Source organism: Arthrobacter sp. Hor0625, assembly GCF_052567525.1.
The window spans coordinates 1,775,596-1,791,465 of the sequence record NZ_CP199586.1 but is presented as its reverse complement, the minus strand read 5'-3'; the positions used below and the strand labels follow the sequence as shown (position 1 = coordinate 1,791,465).

Below are 15,870 nucleotides of genomic sequence, written 5' to 3'. Positions count from 1 at the left end.
TTCAGACTGCTCCCCCGGCGCCGGCGGCCGCAAAATGTGACTGGGCCTGGCGGACTGCGTCGAGGATCCGGTCGTCGTCGCCGGCGGGCACGCAGCGGAGGTCGATCAGGCAGGCGCCGTCGTGCACGCGCGGCAGCACGGCCGGGGTGCCGGTGCGCAGCGGCCCGGCGAGCCGCTCCGGCAGCCGCAGGGCCCAACCCGGCAGGGGCACGCCGGGGGCGCCGCCGCCGCCGACCCTGCCGGCGTGGGCCACGACCTCGACGCCGAGGGCCGCGGCGAGCCTGTCGGTGCGCCTGCGCAGCTCCTCGACGTCGGCGTGCAGGGCCTGGGACACGGGTGTAGCCCCGCCGGTGAGGGTGGCTTCGAGGGCGGCGAGGGCGAGTTTGTCGGCGCGGACCGCCCGGGCCAGGGGATGCCGGGCCAGCCGCTCGATGATCTCCTTGCGGCCCAGCAGCAGGCCCGCCTGGGGGCCGCCCAGCAGTTTGTCGCCGCTGGCGATGACGACGTCGGCGCCGGCCAGCAGCGCGGAGGTCACGTCCGGCTCGTCGGGCAGCAGCGGGTCGTGCGTCAATAGTCCGCTGCCGAGGTCGGCCACCAGGGGCACGCCGCCGGACACGGTCAGCCGGCTCAGTTCGGTCAGCGGCACGGCGGAGGTGAACCCGTCAACCCGGAAATTGCTGGGGTGCACCTTGAGCACGCAGCCCGTCTGTGGTCCCAGGGCGTCCGCGTAGTCGGCCAGGTGCGTCCGGTTCGTGGTGCCGACCTCCCGGAGCACCGCGCCGGTGGACTCCATCAGGTCCGTCAGGCGGAATCCGGCGCCGATCTCGACCAGTTCGCCGCGGCTCAGGACCACGTCCTTGCCGGCTGCCAGGGCGGTGGTGGCCAGAACGAGTGCGGCCGCTCCGTTGTTGACCACCAGCGCGGCCTCCGCCGCGGGGCATGCGGCAAGCAGGGCCGCCCGGGCGCCCGCTCCCCTGCTGGAGCGGCTCCCGTCCCGAAGGTCAAGTTCGACGTCGACGTAGCCGCTGGCGGCGACGAGGGCTTCCTTCGCGGCGTCCGAGAGCGGCGCGCGTCCGAGGTTGGTGTGGACGATAACGCCGGTGGCATTGAGCACCGGCCGCAGGGTGGTTGCCCGGCGGGCGTTCACCGCCGCGGTGAGGGTCGGTCCCACCAGGTCGGGGGCCAGTTCGCCGCGCCGGGCCCGGTCCTGGACGTCCCGGACCAGCTCGCGGATGACGTGGCCGCCAAGCCGCCCGGCGGCTTCCCGGACGGCAGGCAGGGCAAGCAGGTCGTTCGTCCGCGGAATAAGTCGCCGGGGGTCGATCTGGTCCACGGTCCTCCTCGGCCGGCGGCAGTGACGCCTGAAGTTGGCGGTGGCGGACGGGAATCGAACCCGCCAGGCCGAGATGCTCGGCCGCACCGGTTTTGAAGACCGGGGGGCCCACCAGGACCCGGACGCCACCGCGCATCAATATAGCAGGGTTGCCTTGGGGGTACGCTGGGCGGGTGACCGAGGCCCAGACAACCATCCCGGAGCCGGAGGAGGGCGCCGCGCCCATCCGGCTCACAGGCTTTGCCCACGGCGGAGGATGCGCCTGCAAAATCCCGCCGGGCGAACTGGAGGACGCTGTCCGCGGCCTGATCGGACATCCCGGGCCGGAGGTGCTGGTCGGCTTGGACAGCGGCGACGATGCCTCCGCCGTCCTGGTCCGCGAGGACCTGGCGGTCCTCACCACTGCCGACTTCTTCACTCCCGTGGTCGATGACGCCTACGACTGGGGCCGCATCGCCGCGGCCAACGCCCTCTCCGACATCTACGCCATGGGCGGCCGGCCGGTGACGGCCATCAACCTCCTCGGCTGGCCGCGTGGCGTGCTGCCGATGGAACTCATGACAGAGGTGCTCCGCGGCGGCCTGAGCGTCGCCGCCGAGGCGGGCTGCCCGGTGCTGGGCGGCCACTCCATCGACGATCCGGAGCCCAAATACGGCATGGCCGTCACCGGCGTCGCCCACCCGGATCGGTTGCTGCGCAACGACGCCGCCGAGCCCGGACTGCCCATCACGCTGACCAAGCCCATAGGCGTCGGGTTGCTCAACAACCGCCACAAGCAGACCGGCGAGATCTTCGCCGAGGCGATAGAGACGATGGCGCGGCTCAACCGCGACGCCTCTGACGCCGCCGTCGCAGCCGGGGTCAAGGCGGCCACCGATGTCACCGGCTTCGGTTTGCTGGGACACCTCTACAAGATGGTCCGCGCCTCCGGGATCGGCGCCGTCATTGACCTGCAGTCCGTCCCCCTGGTGGACGGCGCCCGGGAGGCGCTCCGCGACGGATTCGTCTCCGGCGGCACCAAGCGCAACCTCGACTGGGTGCGCGCCCACCTCGACGCCGGCGAGGGGATCACGGAGGATGACCTGCTGCTGCTGGCGGACGCGCAAACCTCCGGCGGCCTGCTCGTGGTGGGCGAGGTGCCCGGCTACCCGGTGATCGGCCATACAACGGCGGGCCAGGGCATCCGGATCCGCTAGTCCTGGGACTCGGGTCGCCTGGGCCGGGTCACCAGCTGTCGGGTAATCCGCAGCGGGCGCGTCAGCTGGCGGTGGTGATGGCGTCGCCGGTGACGCCGGCGGCACGCCGCGCCGCCAGGCGCCGCTTCTGCGGTTCGATCGTGTAGCGGGGATCCTTGGCCGAGGCGAGCCCGGCCTCGAACACGCCGAAGCGGGTCAGTGCCGAGCCTGCCAGCAGCGCCAGTCCCGACGCGGCCGCGACCGCCCGGTTCCGGCCTCCGAGGAGGGTGCCCAGTCCCCCGGCCAGGACAAGCCGCTCGCTCCACTTCAGCATGGTGCCGGCCTTGCCTTGGTGCAGGGGCTCCGCGGCCACCGGATCCATCCGCCGTTCCATGATCTTCATCGCCACCACGTCCCCGACCACGCCGAGGAGCGCGAGGTTCCGGGCGGGTCCGGCCTCGCGGACCGGCGTCGTCACCATCGCGAGCCCGGCGGAGGCCAGGCTGGCGGAGCTGACGAATACGAACGGCAGTTCCCCGTGCATCTCGTTCCAGGTCGGCGTCGCGGTGTCGCCCAGCAGGACGGCGGTGTAGGCCGCCAGCGGGCCCGCGAAAACGGCGGCCTCGAGCCCGGCCGGGCCTTCGACGGCGCGGAGGACGCCCCGCAATGGTCCCAGCGGCAACCGCTCTCCGCTCATCCGGTCGATCTCCGCGACGGCGGCGACGCCGGCTCCCGCGCTGAAGGCGCTCAGGATCCAGGAGCCGACGCTCATCGGCGAGGTCACCTTGAAGGTCCGCAGCATGTTCAGGAAGCGCTCGGGGCGGCCGAGGTCCTTGACCAGGGCGGCGGCGCCGAGGCCCACGGCCCCCAGGGCACCGAGCCTGGCGTTCCGCCGCAGCAGCGGGCGTCCGCTCAGCTGGCCGCCGGCACCCAGCAGGGCCGAGCCCGCGGCGACGCCGCCGAGGAACAGGTAGATGGCGACGTCGTCGCCCCAAGGGGCAGGCTTGACGACGGGACGGCCGTAGTACGAGGTGAACTCCGGTTCCGGCACCATGGGCATTTCGCGGGAGCCGTCACCGTTGTCCCGGCGCCGGCCGGTGCCGCGTTTGCCGCCCTCCCGCCGGCGCCGGGCGGGTTCGGAGGGCCGGAAGCTGTCGAATTCTGAGAGCGTCACTCGCGTCCTCCCAGGAACGCCACCGCGGCGGCAACGGCCATGCCCGCTACCGCCATGCCGGCCCGCCGGTACATCTTCGGCAGATCGGCTGTGGGCACCCGCGGATCCGGCGGAAGCCCGTAGACCTCGGGTTCATCCAGCAGCAGGAAGACCGAACCGGTTCCGCCGACGCCGTCGTTCTCGTTCGCGCCGTACAGCCGGGCCTCGGTCATGCCCTGGGCGTGCAGGGTGGCGACCCGTTCCTTGGCGGTTTCCACCATGTCGTCGTGGTCGCCGAACTTGATGGACGTCGTCGGGCAGGCCTTGGCGCACGCGGGCGTCTCGTCGGCCACCAGCCGGTCGTAACACAGGGTGCACTTCTGCGCGACGCCCGCGTTGGGGACGTCGGCATGCTTGGCGTGCTGTTCCTCCCTGCTGGCGGCAACCTTCACGGTGCCGTTGCTGCGGCGCTCGATCACGCCGAAGGGACACCCGGCCACGCAGGTTCCGCAGCCGTTGCAGACGTCATCCTGGACCACGACGGTGCCGAACTCGGTGCGGAACAACGCTCCGGTGGGGCAGACGTCGAGGCATCCGGCGTGGGTGCAGTGCTTGCAAACGTCAGAGGACATCAGCCAGCGGAAGTCCGCCGTGTCCGGCGGGGTGGTATCGGCGTCCGCGAGGTCCGCCACGCTGGGCGGGGCCGGCGGACCGATTCGCGGCATCCCAAGGCTGACCAGGGCACGGCCTGATTCCCGCGCCTCAGCAATGCGTTCCTGGCCCTGTTCGATGAAGGCGACATGCCGCCAGGTGCTGGCACCCAGGGACCCGGTGTTGTCATAGGAGGACCCGAGCAGTTCGAGGTCTCCGTCCTGCGGGTTGTGGTTCCACTCCTTGCAGGCAACTTCGCAGGCCTTGCAGCCGATGCAAATCGATGTGTCGGTGAAGAACCCCTTGCGCGGATGGTTGTGCTCCCAGTGGGCATCGGCGGTGGGGTCGGTCGGTCCGGTCAGCTGGCCCATTCGGTCCTCCAACGTCGGGTCGGTGTCCGGGCGGCGGCGATGTGCCGCCACCCGGACCGGGCAAGGTGTGCTGCGTTCGGGGCAGTTGCCGGGGCGCGGGTCACGGCGTCTGCCCGCCCGGGTGTTCGCCCTCGGCGGCCGGATCGGTCACCGTTCGGTTCCCGGTCTCCACCGTGAGCCCGGCACGCTCTTGGTACTCGGCGACGAGCGCCAGCAGCTCCGGTCCCCGCGGCCTGCGCCCGGGGCGGATGTCGCAGGAGGCCACCTTCGATTCCTGGATCTGGACATTGGGGTCGAGGGTCACGCCCAGCAGATCGTTGGCAGCGTCGCCGCTGACGACGGCGCTGTTCCCGACGCCCCAGTGATAGGGCAGCCCGATCTGGTGCACGGTGTGGTCCCCGACGGTCAGCGGCCTCATCCGCTCCGTGACCAGGACCTTCGCTTCGATGGCCGAGCGCGCCGAGATGATGGTGGCCCAGCCGTAAGGCTCCAGTCCGCGCTCGGCGGCCAGTTCGGGCGAAACCTCGCAGAACATCTCCGGCTGCAGTTCGGACAGGTACGGCAGCCAGCGGCTCATGCCACCGGCCGTGTGGTGCTCGGTGAGCCGGTAGGTCGTGAACACGTACGGGTAGACATCCGTTCCCGGGCTGCCGGCGCTGGGCGCGCTGAGGTTGTCCTTCCGCGGGTACTTCAGGCGTGCCGGATTCTGCTGCTGCGGGTACAGCCCATTGGCGACGGGCGATTCCTGGGCCTCGTAGTGGGTCGGGAGCGGACCGTCCACGAGTCCCTTCGGCGCGAACAGCCAGCCCTTGCCGTCGGACTGCATGATGAACGGATCGTCCCCGCTGAGCGCGGCCGGACCGCCCACCGCGGGGTCGGGTTTGCTGCCGGGGGCGAGGGTCGGCGGGAAGTCGGGAACGTCGTCGCCGACCCACTTGCCCTGGTCCTCGTCCCACCAGATGTATTTCTTGCGTTCGCTCCACGGCTTGCCGGCCGGATCGGCGGAGGCCCGGTTGTACAGGATCCGCCGGTTGGCCGGCCACGCCCAGCCCCACTCCGTCGCCGCGGGGCCCTGCTCCTGGCCCGGCTTCCGGTTGGCGGCGTGGTTGATCCCCCCGGCGTAGACACCGGTGTAGATCCAGCAGCCCGCCGTCGTGGAACCGTCGGCGCGGAGTTCGGTGTAGGCGGATAGGGGCTTGCCCGCGTCGGGGCCGGTCAGGTGACGGCCGTTGATTTCGGCAAGCACCGACTCGGGGTCCGGATCGCCGTGGTCGTCCGTGGGGTAGTCCCACGTCAGGTCCAGCAGCGGCCGGTCCCGTTCGTCAGCGGAACCGGCAAGCTTCTCCCGGATCCGGTGGCCCAGTTCGTAGAAGAACTGGAGTTCGCTCTGGCACTCGCCCGGCGGGGCCACGGCCTGGTGGCGCCACTGCAACAGCCGCTGGGTCTGGGTAAAGGACCCGGCCTTCTCCACGTGGGTCGCCGCCGGCAGGAAGAAGACCTCGGTCTCGATGTCCTCGGTGCGCAGTTCCCCGGATTCGATCTCCGGGCCGTCCTTCCACCAGGTCGCCGACTCGATCATGTTCAGGTCGCGGACCACCAGCCACTTCAGGTGCGACATGCCCAGGCGCTGCATCCGGCCGTGGGCCGAGCCGACGGCAGGGTTCTGGCCGAGCAGGAAGTACCCTTCCACCTCGTCCCGGAGCATGCTCATCACGGTCTCGTAGGTCCCGTGCGCACCGGTCAACCGGGGCAGGTAGTCGTACGCCCAGTCGTTGTCCGCCGTCGCCGCGTCACCCCACCAGGCCTTCAGCAGGCTGATGGTGTACGCGTCGGCGTCGGCCCAGAACCCCTTCTGGTTCTTCGAGGCGTTCGCCTTGAGGTACTCCTCCAGGGTGTCGTGCCGCCCGGCGCTGGGCATCGGCAGGTAGCCGGGCAGCAGGTTGAACAGCGTGGGAATGTCGGTAGAGCCCTGGATGCTGGCATGGCCGCGCAGGGCCATGATTCCGCCGCCGGGGCGTCCCACGTTCCCCAGCAGCAGCTGGAGGATGGCGGCGGCGCGGATGAACTGCGCGCCCAGGGAGTGCTGGGTCCAGCCCACGGCGTAGGCGAAGCAGGTGGTCCGGTCGCGGCCGGAGTTCTCCGTGATGGTCTTCGCCAGGTAGGCAAAGTCCGCTTCGCTGATGCCGCACATGTCGCGCACCATTTCCGGGGTGTAGCGGGCGTAGTGCCGCTTCACGATCTGGAAGACGGTCCGGGGGTTCTGGAGCGTGTCATCCCGCAGTACCTCGGCGTGCTCGAGCGGCGGGCCGCCGCTTCCGAAGGTATCACCGGAGGCCCGGGCGCCGGCCTCGGCGCCGTGCTCAGGACCGGCCGGTTCGCCGATGGCGCCTTCCGCGGCCTCATCGTAGGCCCAGGACGAGTTGTCGTAGGCGCCCTTCTCCGGATCGAACCCGGAGAACAGGCCGCCCAGGTCCTCGGCGTCGCGGTAGTCCTCATGGACCAGCGTGGCCGCGTTGGTGTACGCGGTCACGTACTCCTTGAACCACAGGTCATTAGCGACGACGTAGTTGATGAGGGCGCCAAGGAGCACGACGTCGGATCCGGCCCGGATCGGCAGGTGCTTGTCAGCGACCGCCGAGGTACGCGTGAACCGGGGGTCGATGTGGATGACCTTGGCTCCGCGTGCCTTGGCCTCCGCCACCCACTGGAATCCGACCGGATGGCACTCGGCCATGTTGGATCCCTGGATAATGATGCAGTCGGCGTTGGCCATGTCCTGCAGTGATTGCGTTGCACCACCGCGTCCAAACGAGGCTCCCAAACTGGGAACCGTGGCGGAGTGTCATATACGGGCTTGGTTCTCCGTCTGTACGGCCCCGGCGGCGGTGAAGAGCTTCTTGATCAGGTAGTTCTCTTCGTTGTCCAGGGTGGCGCCGCCAAGGGAGGCGATGCCCATGGTGCGCCGCAGCAGGCGGCCCTCGTCGTCTTCCTGCTGCCAGGTCCTGCGCCGGCTTTCGATGAACCGGTCGGCGATCATGTCGACGGCAGTGGATAGGTCCAGCCGTTGCCATTCCTTGGCGCGCGGGGCACGGTACAGGACCTTGGTCTGCCGGCCCGGTGAGTTGACCAGCTGTTCGCTGGCGGAGCCTTTGGGGCACAGCCGACCGCGCGAAATGGGCGAATCGGGGTCGCCCTCGATCTGGACAACCTTCTCGTCCTTGACGTAGACGCGCTGTCCGCAGCCGACCGCGCAGTACGGGCAGACGCTCTGCACGACGCGGTCCGCGGTGGCGGTGCGGGGGGCGATCGCCTGGGTCCGTGGCGAGGTAACCGACGGCCCGCGGCCCAGCAGGTCGCCCGTGCTCAGCTGCCGGACAACCGGCCATTGAAGAAAACTTCGCGGTGCCATTTCAGGAGCATATCCCAATCCAGGAACGAGTGACAGGACAGGCTTTTTGGCCTGTCCGTCCGGGTTCCTACGTATTGTCAAAGGGCAGTCTCGCTGCCGGCCGGCCCGCCGGGGGACCGACCGGCAGCGGCACCGCTACGGCTTCAGGACGACCTTGATGCAGCCGTCCTGCTTGTTCTGGAACTTCTCGTACATGGCCGGGGCCTCGTCCAGGCCGACCTGGTGGGTGACCAGGTCCATGACGCCGAGGGGATCGGCGTCGGCTTCCACCAGCGGCAGCAGGTCCTCGGTCCAGCGCCGCACGTTGCACTGGCCCATCCGCAGCTGGATCTGCTTGTCGAACATGTGCATCAGGGGCATCGGGGTCGCGCTGCCGCCGTAGACGCCGCTCAGCGAGACGGTGCCGCCGCGGCGGACCGCATCCAGTGCGGTGTGCAGGGCGGACACCCGGTCCACCCCGACGGTCTCGAAGGCCTTCTGTGCCAGCTTGTCCGGCAGCAGCCCGGCCGCGTGCTGGGCGAAGGCAGCCACGGGCGACTCATGGGCCTCCATGCCGACCGCGTCCACGACCGCGTCGGCGCCGCGGCCCTGGGTCATCGAGCGCAGCTCATCGGCCACGTCCTTGGAGAAGTCGAGGGTTTCGACGCCGTGCCGTTCCGCCATCGCGCGGCGCTCCGGCACCGGGTCGACGCCGATGACGCGCAGCCCGAAGTGCTTGCCGATCCGGGTGGCGAACTGGCCCACCGGCCCAAGACCCATCACCGCGAGGGTGCCTCCGGTCGGCACGTCCGCGTACTTCACGCCCTGCCAGGCCGTGGGCAGGATGTCCGAGAGGAACAGGTAGCGTTCGTCCGGGAGGTCGGCGCCCACCTTGATGGGACCGTAGTCCGCGTGCGGTACGCGCAGGTACTCCGCCTGGCCGCCCGGGACGGACCCGTACAGTTCGGAGAAGCCGAAGAGCGACGCGCCGGAGCCCTTCTCCTTGACCTGCGTTGTCTCGCACTGGGACTGCAGTCCCTGGTCGCACATGTAGCAGTGTCCGCAGGAAATGTTGAACGGGATGACCACCCGGTCGCCCTTGGCGAGGTTGGTGACCGCGCTGCCGACTTCGACGACGACGCCCATCGGCTCGTGGCCGATGATGTCCCCCTTGTGCATGTACGGCCCGAGGGTCTCATAGAGGTGCAGGTCGGAGCCGCAGATGGCGGTCGACGTGATGCGCACAATCGCATCGGTGGGTTCCTGGATCACCGGATCGGGGACGTTCTCCACGCTCACGGAACGCTTGCCCTGCCATGTAAGTGCCTTCATTTGCTGCCTTTCGGTTGCGGTCTGGAGGGAAAATTTGGGGGGCGGAACGGGCGCCTGTGTGCCGGGGTCAGCGGACGCTGGCGGCCAGCGTCCCGATGGCGCTGCCGGCAAGGTTTTCCAGCAGGGCCCGGGGGCTTTCATAAACCTCTGCTGCTCCGGCTTCGCGGAGTTCGGCCTCGCTGGTGCCGCCGCAGCTCAGCCCGATGGCGGGGATGTCGAGGGCGGCGGCCGCATAGATATCCCAGACGCTGTCGCCGACATACACGGCGCGCTCAGCGGGCACGCCGAGGGCGGCAAGGGCGGCGGCGAGAATGTCCGGGGCAGGCTTGCTCTCCTTGGCGTCGGCGGAGCTGGTGGCGGCGTGGATGTAGGCGTCCGCGTCGATCGTGGAGCGCAGCATTGCCAGGTCGCGGTCCCTCGCCGAGGAAGCCAGGGCAACCCCGAGGCCGGAGTCGAAGCACTGGGCCAGCAGTTCGCGGGCACCGTCGAGACGGCGGAGGGACGGCCAGAAGGTGGAGAACACGGCGGCGTGCGAGGCCATGATGGTCGCGTCCTGGTCGGGATCGCGGTCCGCCGGCAGGAGCCGGTCCAGGATCCGGTCCCCGCCCATGCCGACCGCGCGGTGGATGGAGGCCATCGTCACGTCGTAGCCGGCCTGGCGGAAGGCCTGCCACCACGCGAGGGTGTGGATGTAGGACGAGTCGACCAGGGTCCCGTCGACGTCAAAGAGGACCGCGGCCCGGGGCTGTACAGCTGCCACGTCAGTGGTGCGCCCGGGTGCGCTTGGTGGCGGCCAGGGTTCCGCCGGAGAGCGTGGAGACCCGGCCGGCGCCGCTGGTCCTCCGCTTGGCCATGGCCGCCATCACGGCGGGCTGGCCGTCGCCGCTCCGGTCCCGGACCAGCCCGGTGCCGGCGATTTCCCGCGCCTGGGCGATCCCGGCTACGGCCGCGCGCTTCGTGGGAAAGGTGACCGAGACAGCCATCAGGCCTCCCGCTGCGTCCATCATCCGAATCCGGTATCCGCCGTCGGGCGCATCGACGAGCTCGAAATATCCAGCCATTGCATACTCCTTCAATCCTGCACCCCGCCTGGGGATATTAGTAAGTATACTTATCTAAGATCTGGAGAAAAGCCAGCGGTCCCCGCTCGCAGGATAGGCCGCTGGACCGGGCCGGTCAGTGGCCTGCCGCGTGCAGCTGGACCGCGCTGCGCACCAGGGCGAAGTGGCTGAAGGCCTGGGGCGCGTTGCCCAGCTGGCGGGCGGCGTGGACGTCCCACTCCTCGCTCAGCAGGCCGACGTCGTTGCGGAGCGCGAGCAGCCGTTCGAACAGTTCCCGGGCCTCACGGCGGCGGCCGGCCCCCAGCAGCGCCTCGACCAGCCAGAACGAGCAGGCCAGGAACACGCCCTCGCTGCCGCGTACGCCGTCGTCGCTCTGGTCCGTCCGGTAGCGCAGCACGAAACCGTCCTGGCTGAGCTCCCGCTGGATGGCCTCGATGGTGCCGACCACCCGCGGATCATCCGGGGCCAGGAACCCGACCCGCGGGATGAGTAGCAGACTGGCATCCAGTTCGGGCCGGCCGTAGGACTGAACGAAGGTGTTGCGGCCGGCGTCGAACCCGTTTGCCATGACGTCGGCGTGGATGCGGTCGCGGAGGGCTTCCCAGCGGTCCGCCGGCCCCGGCAGCCCGAAGTCCCGGACCCCCTTGACCATCCGGTCGGCCGCGACCCAGGCCATCACCTTGGAGTGGGTGAAGTGGCGGCGCGGCCCGCGCATCTCCCACAGCCCGTTGTCCGGCTTGTCCCAGGCCGTCTCCAGATGTTCCATCAGCGCCACCTGGACGTCCCAGGCGTCGTCGCCGTCCTGCAGCAGCGAGCTCCGGGTCAGGGCCAGGCAGTCCAGCACCTCGCCCCAGACGTCCAGCTGCAGCTGCCCGGCCGCGCCGTTCCCGATCCGCACCGGGGCGGATCCCTCGTACCCGGCCAGCCAGTCAAGCGTCGCTTCCGGAAGCCGGCGTTCGCCGTGGAGCCCGTACATGATCTGCAGATCGGCCGGGTCGCCGGCCACGGCACGCAACAGCCAGTCCCGCCAGGCCGCGGCTTCGGCCGAATAGCCCGCGCCGAGTAGTGCCTGGAGCGTCAGGGTCGCGTCCCGCAGCCAGCAGAAGCGGTAGTCCCAGTTCCGCTCCCCGCCCAGTTCCTCCGGCAGCGAGGTGGTGACCGCCGCGACGATCCCACCGGTCGGCGCGAAGGTCAGCGCCTTGAGCGTGATCAGCGAGCGCAGCACGGCGTCCTTGTAGGGGCCCGTGATCTTGCACCGGCCTGCCCACTCCTTCCAGAAGCCCTCGGTGGCGGTGAGCGCGGCCTCGGCGTCGATGGTGCGGGGCCGGCCCAGGTGGCTGGGCGACCAGGTCAGGACGAAGGGGACGTGCTCGCCGGCTTTGACGGTGAACTCGCTGACGGTCTGCAGGTGTTCGCCGCGAAGCGGCGCGCCGGTGACCAGGTACGCGGCGTCGGGGCCGGCCACGGCATGGATGCCGTGCTCGTCGTGCCGGACCCAGGGGACGATGTTGCCGTAGTCGAACCGCAACGTCAGCTCCCCCCGCATCCGGACCGTTCCGTGCACGCCCACGACGATCCGCACCAGGTCCGCGGCGCCGTCGCGGGGCGGCATGAAATCGATGATCTTGACCCTGCCGTCGGGGGTTTCCCACTCGGTTTCCAGGATCAGGGTGTTGCGGCGGTAGCGGCGGACGGTGCATTCGCCGCCGTCCGCCGGCGCCAGCAGCCAGCGGCCCGCTTCGGGGCTGTCCAGCAGCGCGTTGAAGCAGCCCGGCGAGTCGAACCGGGGCAGGCAAAGCCAGTCAATGGAGCCCTCGGTGCTGATCAGGGCGGCGGTCTGCAGGTCGCCGACCATTGCGTAGTCCTCGATGCGTGCCATGGTTCTTACAGTGCCACATCGGCCCCGCGGCGCTAGGATCCCCTCATGCCGGAACAGCAATCCGGGTCGGCGCACATCGGCACCAGCGGCTGGAGCTACGACCACTGGAACAACGTGCTCTACCCGCCGGGGCTGCCGGTGAAGGACCGGCTGGCCCACTACGCGTCACGGTTCAGCACCGTGGAGCTGAACGCGAGCTTCTACCGCTGGCCGCGGGAGAGTGCCTTTGCCGGCTGGCAGCGGCGCCTGCCTGCGGGTTTCGCCATGTCCGTCAAGGCCCCGCGCGGCCTGACCCACGGCAAGAAGCTGTACGGCCCGGAGGCGTGGGTGGAGCGGATCACCCGGGGCTGGCATGAGCTCGGCGACAAGCGCGCGGTGCTGCTGGTGCAGCTGCCGCCGGACTTCGCCCGCGACGACGCCCGGCTGGAGTACTTCCTGGCCGCCCTGCCGGGGTGGATCCGCGTCAGCGTCGAATTCCGCCACCCCAGCTGGGACCACCCGGCGGTGTACGAGCTGCTCGAGCGCCACCGGGCCGCCTACTGCGTCATGAGCGGGGCGCAGCTGCCCTGCATCCTCCGGGCCACGGCCCCGTTCGTCTACCTCAGGCTGCACGGACCGGACCCGGAGCACCTGTACGCGGGCTCCTATTCCGAGGCCGACCTCCGCTGGTGGGCGGAGCGGATCCGGGAGTGGCAGGAGGGCGGCCGGGAGGTCTATGCGTACTTCAACAACGACGGCGAAGGCAACGCCGTGCGCGACGCTTTCAGGCTGCGGGAGCTGCTTGGCGCCAGCTGAGGTACCGACGCAATCGACGGCGGCGCCCGCCTGCTGTGGGAGAGTGGAGGCATGAAAATGGCGTCGCAGGATTCCCCGCAGGAACGGCCGGACCCGAAGATCTCGGGCAGCCAGGCCTTCCGGCTGGCCCACCTGGTCTCGGACACGGTCAACCACCTCCGGCTGAAGCTGGCCAGGCGCTGGAAATTCAGCCCCCAGACCATCGCCTACCAGGGCTACGGCTCCACGGAGTGGGTCCGGGTGCTGGGCCGGGTGGTACTCACCAGCAAACCGGCCCCGGGCAGCCGCGCGGAACGGGCGGCGCAGAACGGCAACCAAAACATCCGCGGGTGGCGGGCTTTCACGTCCGTTCCGATCCAGTTCGTCGAGGTGGACATCGAGATCGGCGGCGTCACCACCCGCGTGCATGCGGACCGCGGCGGCCTGGTGGACACCGTGGTGCCGGTCTCGCTGGCGCCGGGCTGGCACACCGCAGTGCTGCGCGCCGCCGGGACCGAAGCCGCGGAGGCAAAGATCTACGTCATCTCCCCGGACACCCGGCTGGGCATCGTCTCCGATATCGACGACACCATCATGGTCACGGCGCTGCCCCGCCCGTTCCTGGCGCTGTGGAACACCTTCGTGCTTAACGAGCGGGCCCGGATGGCGACCCCGGGGATGGCCGTCCTGATGGACCGGCTGCTCGTGGAGCACCCCGAGGCGCCGGTGATCTATCTCTCCACCGGGCCATGGAACGCCGCGCCCACCCTGGCCCGTTTCATCACCCGCAACATGTATCCGACCGGGACCCTGCTGTTGACCGACTGGGGCCTCACCCACGACCGCTGGTTCCGCAGCGGCCAGGACCACAAGCGCCGCAACCTGGAGCTGCTGGCCCAAGAATTCCCGAACATGCGCTGGCTGCTCTTCGGCGACAACGGCCAGCACGACGAGGCCATCTACTCGCAGTTCGCCCGGGACCACGGCGACCGGGTCGCGGCGATCGGCATCCGGCAGCTCTCCACCGGCGAGGCTGTGCTCGCCGGCGGCCACTCCGAGACCGGGGACCACACCGATACCAGCGTGCCCTGGATCTACTCGCCGGACGGCGCCGGCATGGCCAGCCGGCTCGAGGAGCTGGAGCTCCTCTAGCCGGCTGCAGTCCCGGCGGCATCGGGCGCCGCCCCGCCTGCGGTACCTTCGACGTTGGCGGCTTCCCGCGCGGACTCCGCGCCGCCGCCGGCTGCGGGCACCGGCTCGCCGCCCGTGGCGGCGCGCTGCTTGCGGGCCGCCATCAGCTCGCGGAGCCAGTAGAAGGATGCCTTGGGCGTGCGGGCCATGGTGTCCCGGTCCACATGGATCAGGCCGAACTGCTGCTTGTACCCGGCGGACCATTCAAAGTTGTCCAGCAGGGACCACACGTAGTAGCCCCGCAGCTCAATCGATTCGGCGCTGCCGCCGGGCGAGGTCGCCTCGATGGCGGCGCCGATGTGCTCGGCGAGGTACCGGACCCGGCGCTCGTCGGGGACGATCAGCCGGCCGTCGGCGTCGTGGATTTCCAGGTCCTCGAAACTGGCACCGCCCTCGGTGATGTAGACCGGCGGCAGGTCCGGGTAACGTTCGGCCATTTCCGCGAGCGCCACGGCCATGTAGTCCGGTTTGATCGGCCAGCCGTAGGCGGTGATCTCGGTGTCGGGGAAGCTCTGGATGTGGAAGGGCGTCCCGGACCCTCCGCCGTTCAGGTCGTTGCCCATGGCCTCGGCCATGCCCTTGGGGACAGTGCCCTCACCCGGGCCCGCCGCCACCCGGGTGGGCATGTAGTAATTCAGGCCGTAGAAGTCCAGCGGCTGGGAGATCAGCTCCATGTCCTCGCCGGAGGGGCTGAATGAGGAGAAGAACGTCGCGGCCCGGATCGCGTCCGGGTACTTGCCCAGCAGGACCGGGTCCGCGTACAGCCGGTTCTGGGCCATGTCCATCAGCCCGGCGCTGACTTTGTCCAGGGGGTTGCCGGAGGCGGGGACCATGGGTGAGTAGACATTGGTCAGCCCGATCTCCCCGGGTACCTTCGCAGCCCGCAGCGCCTGCATTGCCAGCCCGTGGCCGAGCAGCTGGTGGTGGACGCTGGGCAGCGCCTTGAGCATGTGGGCCTCACCCGGGGAGTGCACGCCCAGCATGTAGCCGTTGGCGCTTACCGTGGCCGGTTCGTTGATGGTCACCCAGCGTGCCACCCGGTCGCCGTACGCGGCGGCGGCGATTGCGGCGAACTCCCCCAGCCGGTAGGCGGTATCGCGGTTCATCCAGCCGCCGGCCTCGTCCAGTTCCAGCGGGGTGTCCCAGTGGTACAGGGTGGCCATCGGGGAGATCCCGTTGGCCAGCAGCAGGTCGATCAGCCGGTCGTAGAAGTCCAGGCCCTTGGGATTGACCGGGCCGCTGCCGCCGGGCTGGATCCGGGGCCAGGACAGCGAGAAGCGGTACGAGTCGATCCCCAGTTCCTTCATCAGCGCCACGTCTTCGGGCATCCGATGGTAGTGGTCGCAGGCAATTGCGGGACTGTGGTCGTTGACGATCGATCCCGGCGTGGCAGCGAAAACGTCCCAGCCGGAGGGCCCGCGTCCGTCCTCGTCCAGCGCCCCCTCGATCTGGAAGGCGGCGGTCGCCACGCCCAGGGTGAACTCGGGCGGCAGCTGAGCGGCCAGATCGTGGGCGGAAGCGTTCATTGGCGAATCCCCTATGCAGTTGCGCTGGTGGTGGAT

General features: G+C 70.0%; 12 protein-coding genes and 1 tRNA gene. 3 read left to right on the top strand and 10 right to left on the bottom strand.

What is annotated here, in order from left to right:
- Window position 1: 1 nt before the first annotated feature.
- Together selA and ACTWLI_RS08220 are read right to left on the bottom strand one after the other, a co-directional pair.
- Window positions 2–1,333: an L-seryl-tRNA(Sec) selenium transferase gene (selA, locus tag ACTWLI_RS08225; RefSeq protein ID WP_445153436.1), complete on the bottom strand. Its 1,332-nt coding sequence runs from the start codon at window positions 1,331–1,333 to the stop codon at window positions 2–4.
- A 35-nt stretch (window positions 1,334–1,368) separates the two neighbouring features.
- Window positions 1,369–1,463: transfer RNA gene (locus ACTWLI_RS08220), tRNA-Sec, on the bottom strand.
- A 64-nt stretch (window positions 1,464–1,527) separates the two neighbouring features.
- On the opposite strand from ACTWLI_RS08220, the gene selD reads away from it, so the two are divergent.
- On the top strand, window positions 1,528–2,529 hold the full coding sequence (gene selD / locus ACTWLI_RS08215) for a selenide, water dikinase SelD (protein WP_445156146.1): 1,002 nt from the start codon (window positions 1,528–1,530) through the stop codon (window positions 2,527–2,529).
- A gap of 61 nt (window positions 2,530–2,590) precedes the next feature.
- Here selD and nrfD read toward each other — a convergent pair whose 3' ends face one another.
- The 7 genes from nrfD to ACTWLI_RS08180 all read right to left on the bottom strand — a co-directional run bounded on the left by nrfD (window position 2,591) and on the right by ACTWLI_RS08180 (window position 12,343).
- Entirely contained in the window at window positions 2,591–3,682 is a 1,092-nt protein-coding gene (nrfD, locus tag ACTWLI_RS08210) for an NrfD/PsrC family molybdoenzyme membrane anchor subunit (protein ID WP_445153435.1), read from the bottom strand.
- Window positions 3,679–4,683: a 4Fe-4S dicluster domain-containing protein gene (locus ACTWLI_RS08205; protein WP_445153434.1), complete on the bottom strand. Its 1,005-nt coding sequence runs from the start codon at window positions 4,681–4,683 to the stop codon at window positions 3,679–3,681. The genes nrfD and ACTWLI_RS08205 overlap by 4 nt, the downstream gene beginning before the upstream one ends.
- Before the next feature lie 100 nt (window positions 4,684–4,783).
- On the bottom strand, window positions 4,784–8,092 hold the full coding sequence (fdh, locus tag ACTWLI_RS08200; protein ID WP_445153433.1) for a formate dehydrogenase: 3,309 nt from the start codon (window positions 8,090–8,092) through the stop codon (window positions 4,784–4,786).
- 135 nt (window positions 8,093–8,227) lie between these two features.
- The gene (locus ACTWLI_RS08195) at window positions 8,228–9,403 is read right to left on the bottom strand and encodes a zinc-dependent alcohol dehydrogenase (protein ID WP_445153432.1); all 1,176 of its coding nucleotides are present in this window, start codon (window positions 9,401–9,403) and stop codon (window positions 8,228–8,230) included.
- A 67-nt stretch (window positions 9,404–9,470) separates the two neighbouring features.
- Entirely contained in the window at window positions 9,471–10,163 is a 693-nt protein-coding gene (locus tag ACTWLI_RS08190; RefSeq protein ID WP_445153431.1) for an HAD family hydrolase, read from the bottom strand.
- 1 nt (window position 10,164) lies between these two features.
- Window positions 10,165–10,464, bottom strand: a complete 300-nt coding sequence (locus ACTWLI_RS08185; RefSeq protein WP_445153430.1) for a YegP family protein — start codon at window positions 10,462–10,464, stop codon at window positions 10,165–10,167.
- A 115-nt stretch (window positions 10,465–10,579) separates the two neighbouring features.
- Window positions 10,580–12,343, bottom strand: coding sequence for a glycoside hydrolase family 15 protein (locus ACTWLI_RS08180; protein WP_445153429.1), 1,764 nt, complete (start codon window positions 12,341–12,343; stop codon window positions 10,580–10,582).
- A 45-nt stretch (window positions 12,344–12,388) separates the two neighbouring features.
- On the opposite strand from ACTWLI_RS08180, the gene ACTWLI_RS08175 reads away from it, so the two are divergent.
- A complete protein-coding gene (locus tag ACTWLI_RS08175) occupies window positions 12,389–13,138 on the top strand; it encodes a DUF72 domain-containing protein (protein ID WP_445153428.1) in 750 nt (249 codons plus the stop codon).
- 51 nt (window positions 13,139–13,189) lie between these two features.
- Window positions 13,190–14,269, top strand: coding sequence for an App1 family protein (locus tag ACTWLI_RS08170; RefSeq protein WP_445153427.1), 1,080 nt, complete (start codon window positions 13,190–13,192; stop codon window positions 14,267–14,269).
- Here ACTWLI_RS08170 and ACTWLI_RS08165 read toward each other — a convergent pair.
- Entirely contained in the window at window positions 14,266–15,834 is a 1,569-nt protein-coding gene (locus ACTWLI_RS08165) for a glycoside hydrolase family 1 protein (protein ID WP_445153426.1), read from the bottom strand. The two genes, ACTWLI_RS08170 and ACTWLI_RS08165, sit on opposite strands and share 4 nt — an antisense overlap.
- Window positions 15,835–15,870: the final 36 nt, after the last annotated feature.

Excerpts from the sequence above, each read along its gene's own strand:
- ACTWLI_RS08185 (WP_445153430.1), bottom strand. The coding sequence starts at position 10,464 with ATGGCTGGATATTTCGAGCTCGTCGATGCGCCCGACGGCGGATACCGG.
- ACTWLI_RS08170 (WP_445153427.1), top strand. The coding sequence starts at position 13,190 with ATGAAAATGGCGTCGCAGGATTCCCCGCAGGAACGGCCGGACCCGAAG.
- ACTWLI_RS08180 (WP_445153429.1), bottom strand. The coding sequence starts at position 12,343 with ATGGCACGCATCGAGGACTACGCAATGGTCGGCGACCTGCAGACCGCC.
- ACTWLI_RS08165 (WP_445153426.1), bottom strand. The coding sequence starts at position 15,834 with ATGAACGCTTCCGCCCACGATCTGGCCGCTCAGCTGCCGCCCGAGTTC.
- ACTWLI_RS08195 (WP_445153432.1), bottom strand. The coding sequence starts at position 9,403 with ATGAAGGCACTTACATGGCAGGGCAAGCGTTCCGTGAGCGTGGAGAAC.
- ACTWLI_RS08205 (WP_445153434.1), bottom strand. The coding sequence starts at position 4,683 with ATGGGCCAGCTGACCGGACCGACCGACCCCACCGCCGATGCCCACTGG.
- ACTWLI_RS08175 (WP_445153428.1), top strand. The coding sequence starts at position 12,389 with ATGCCGGAACAGCAATCCGGGTCGGCGCACATCGGCACCAGCGGCTGG.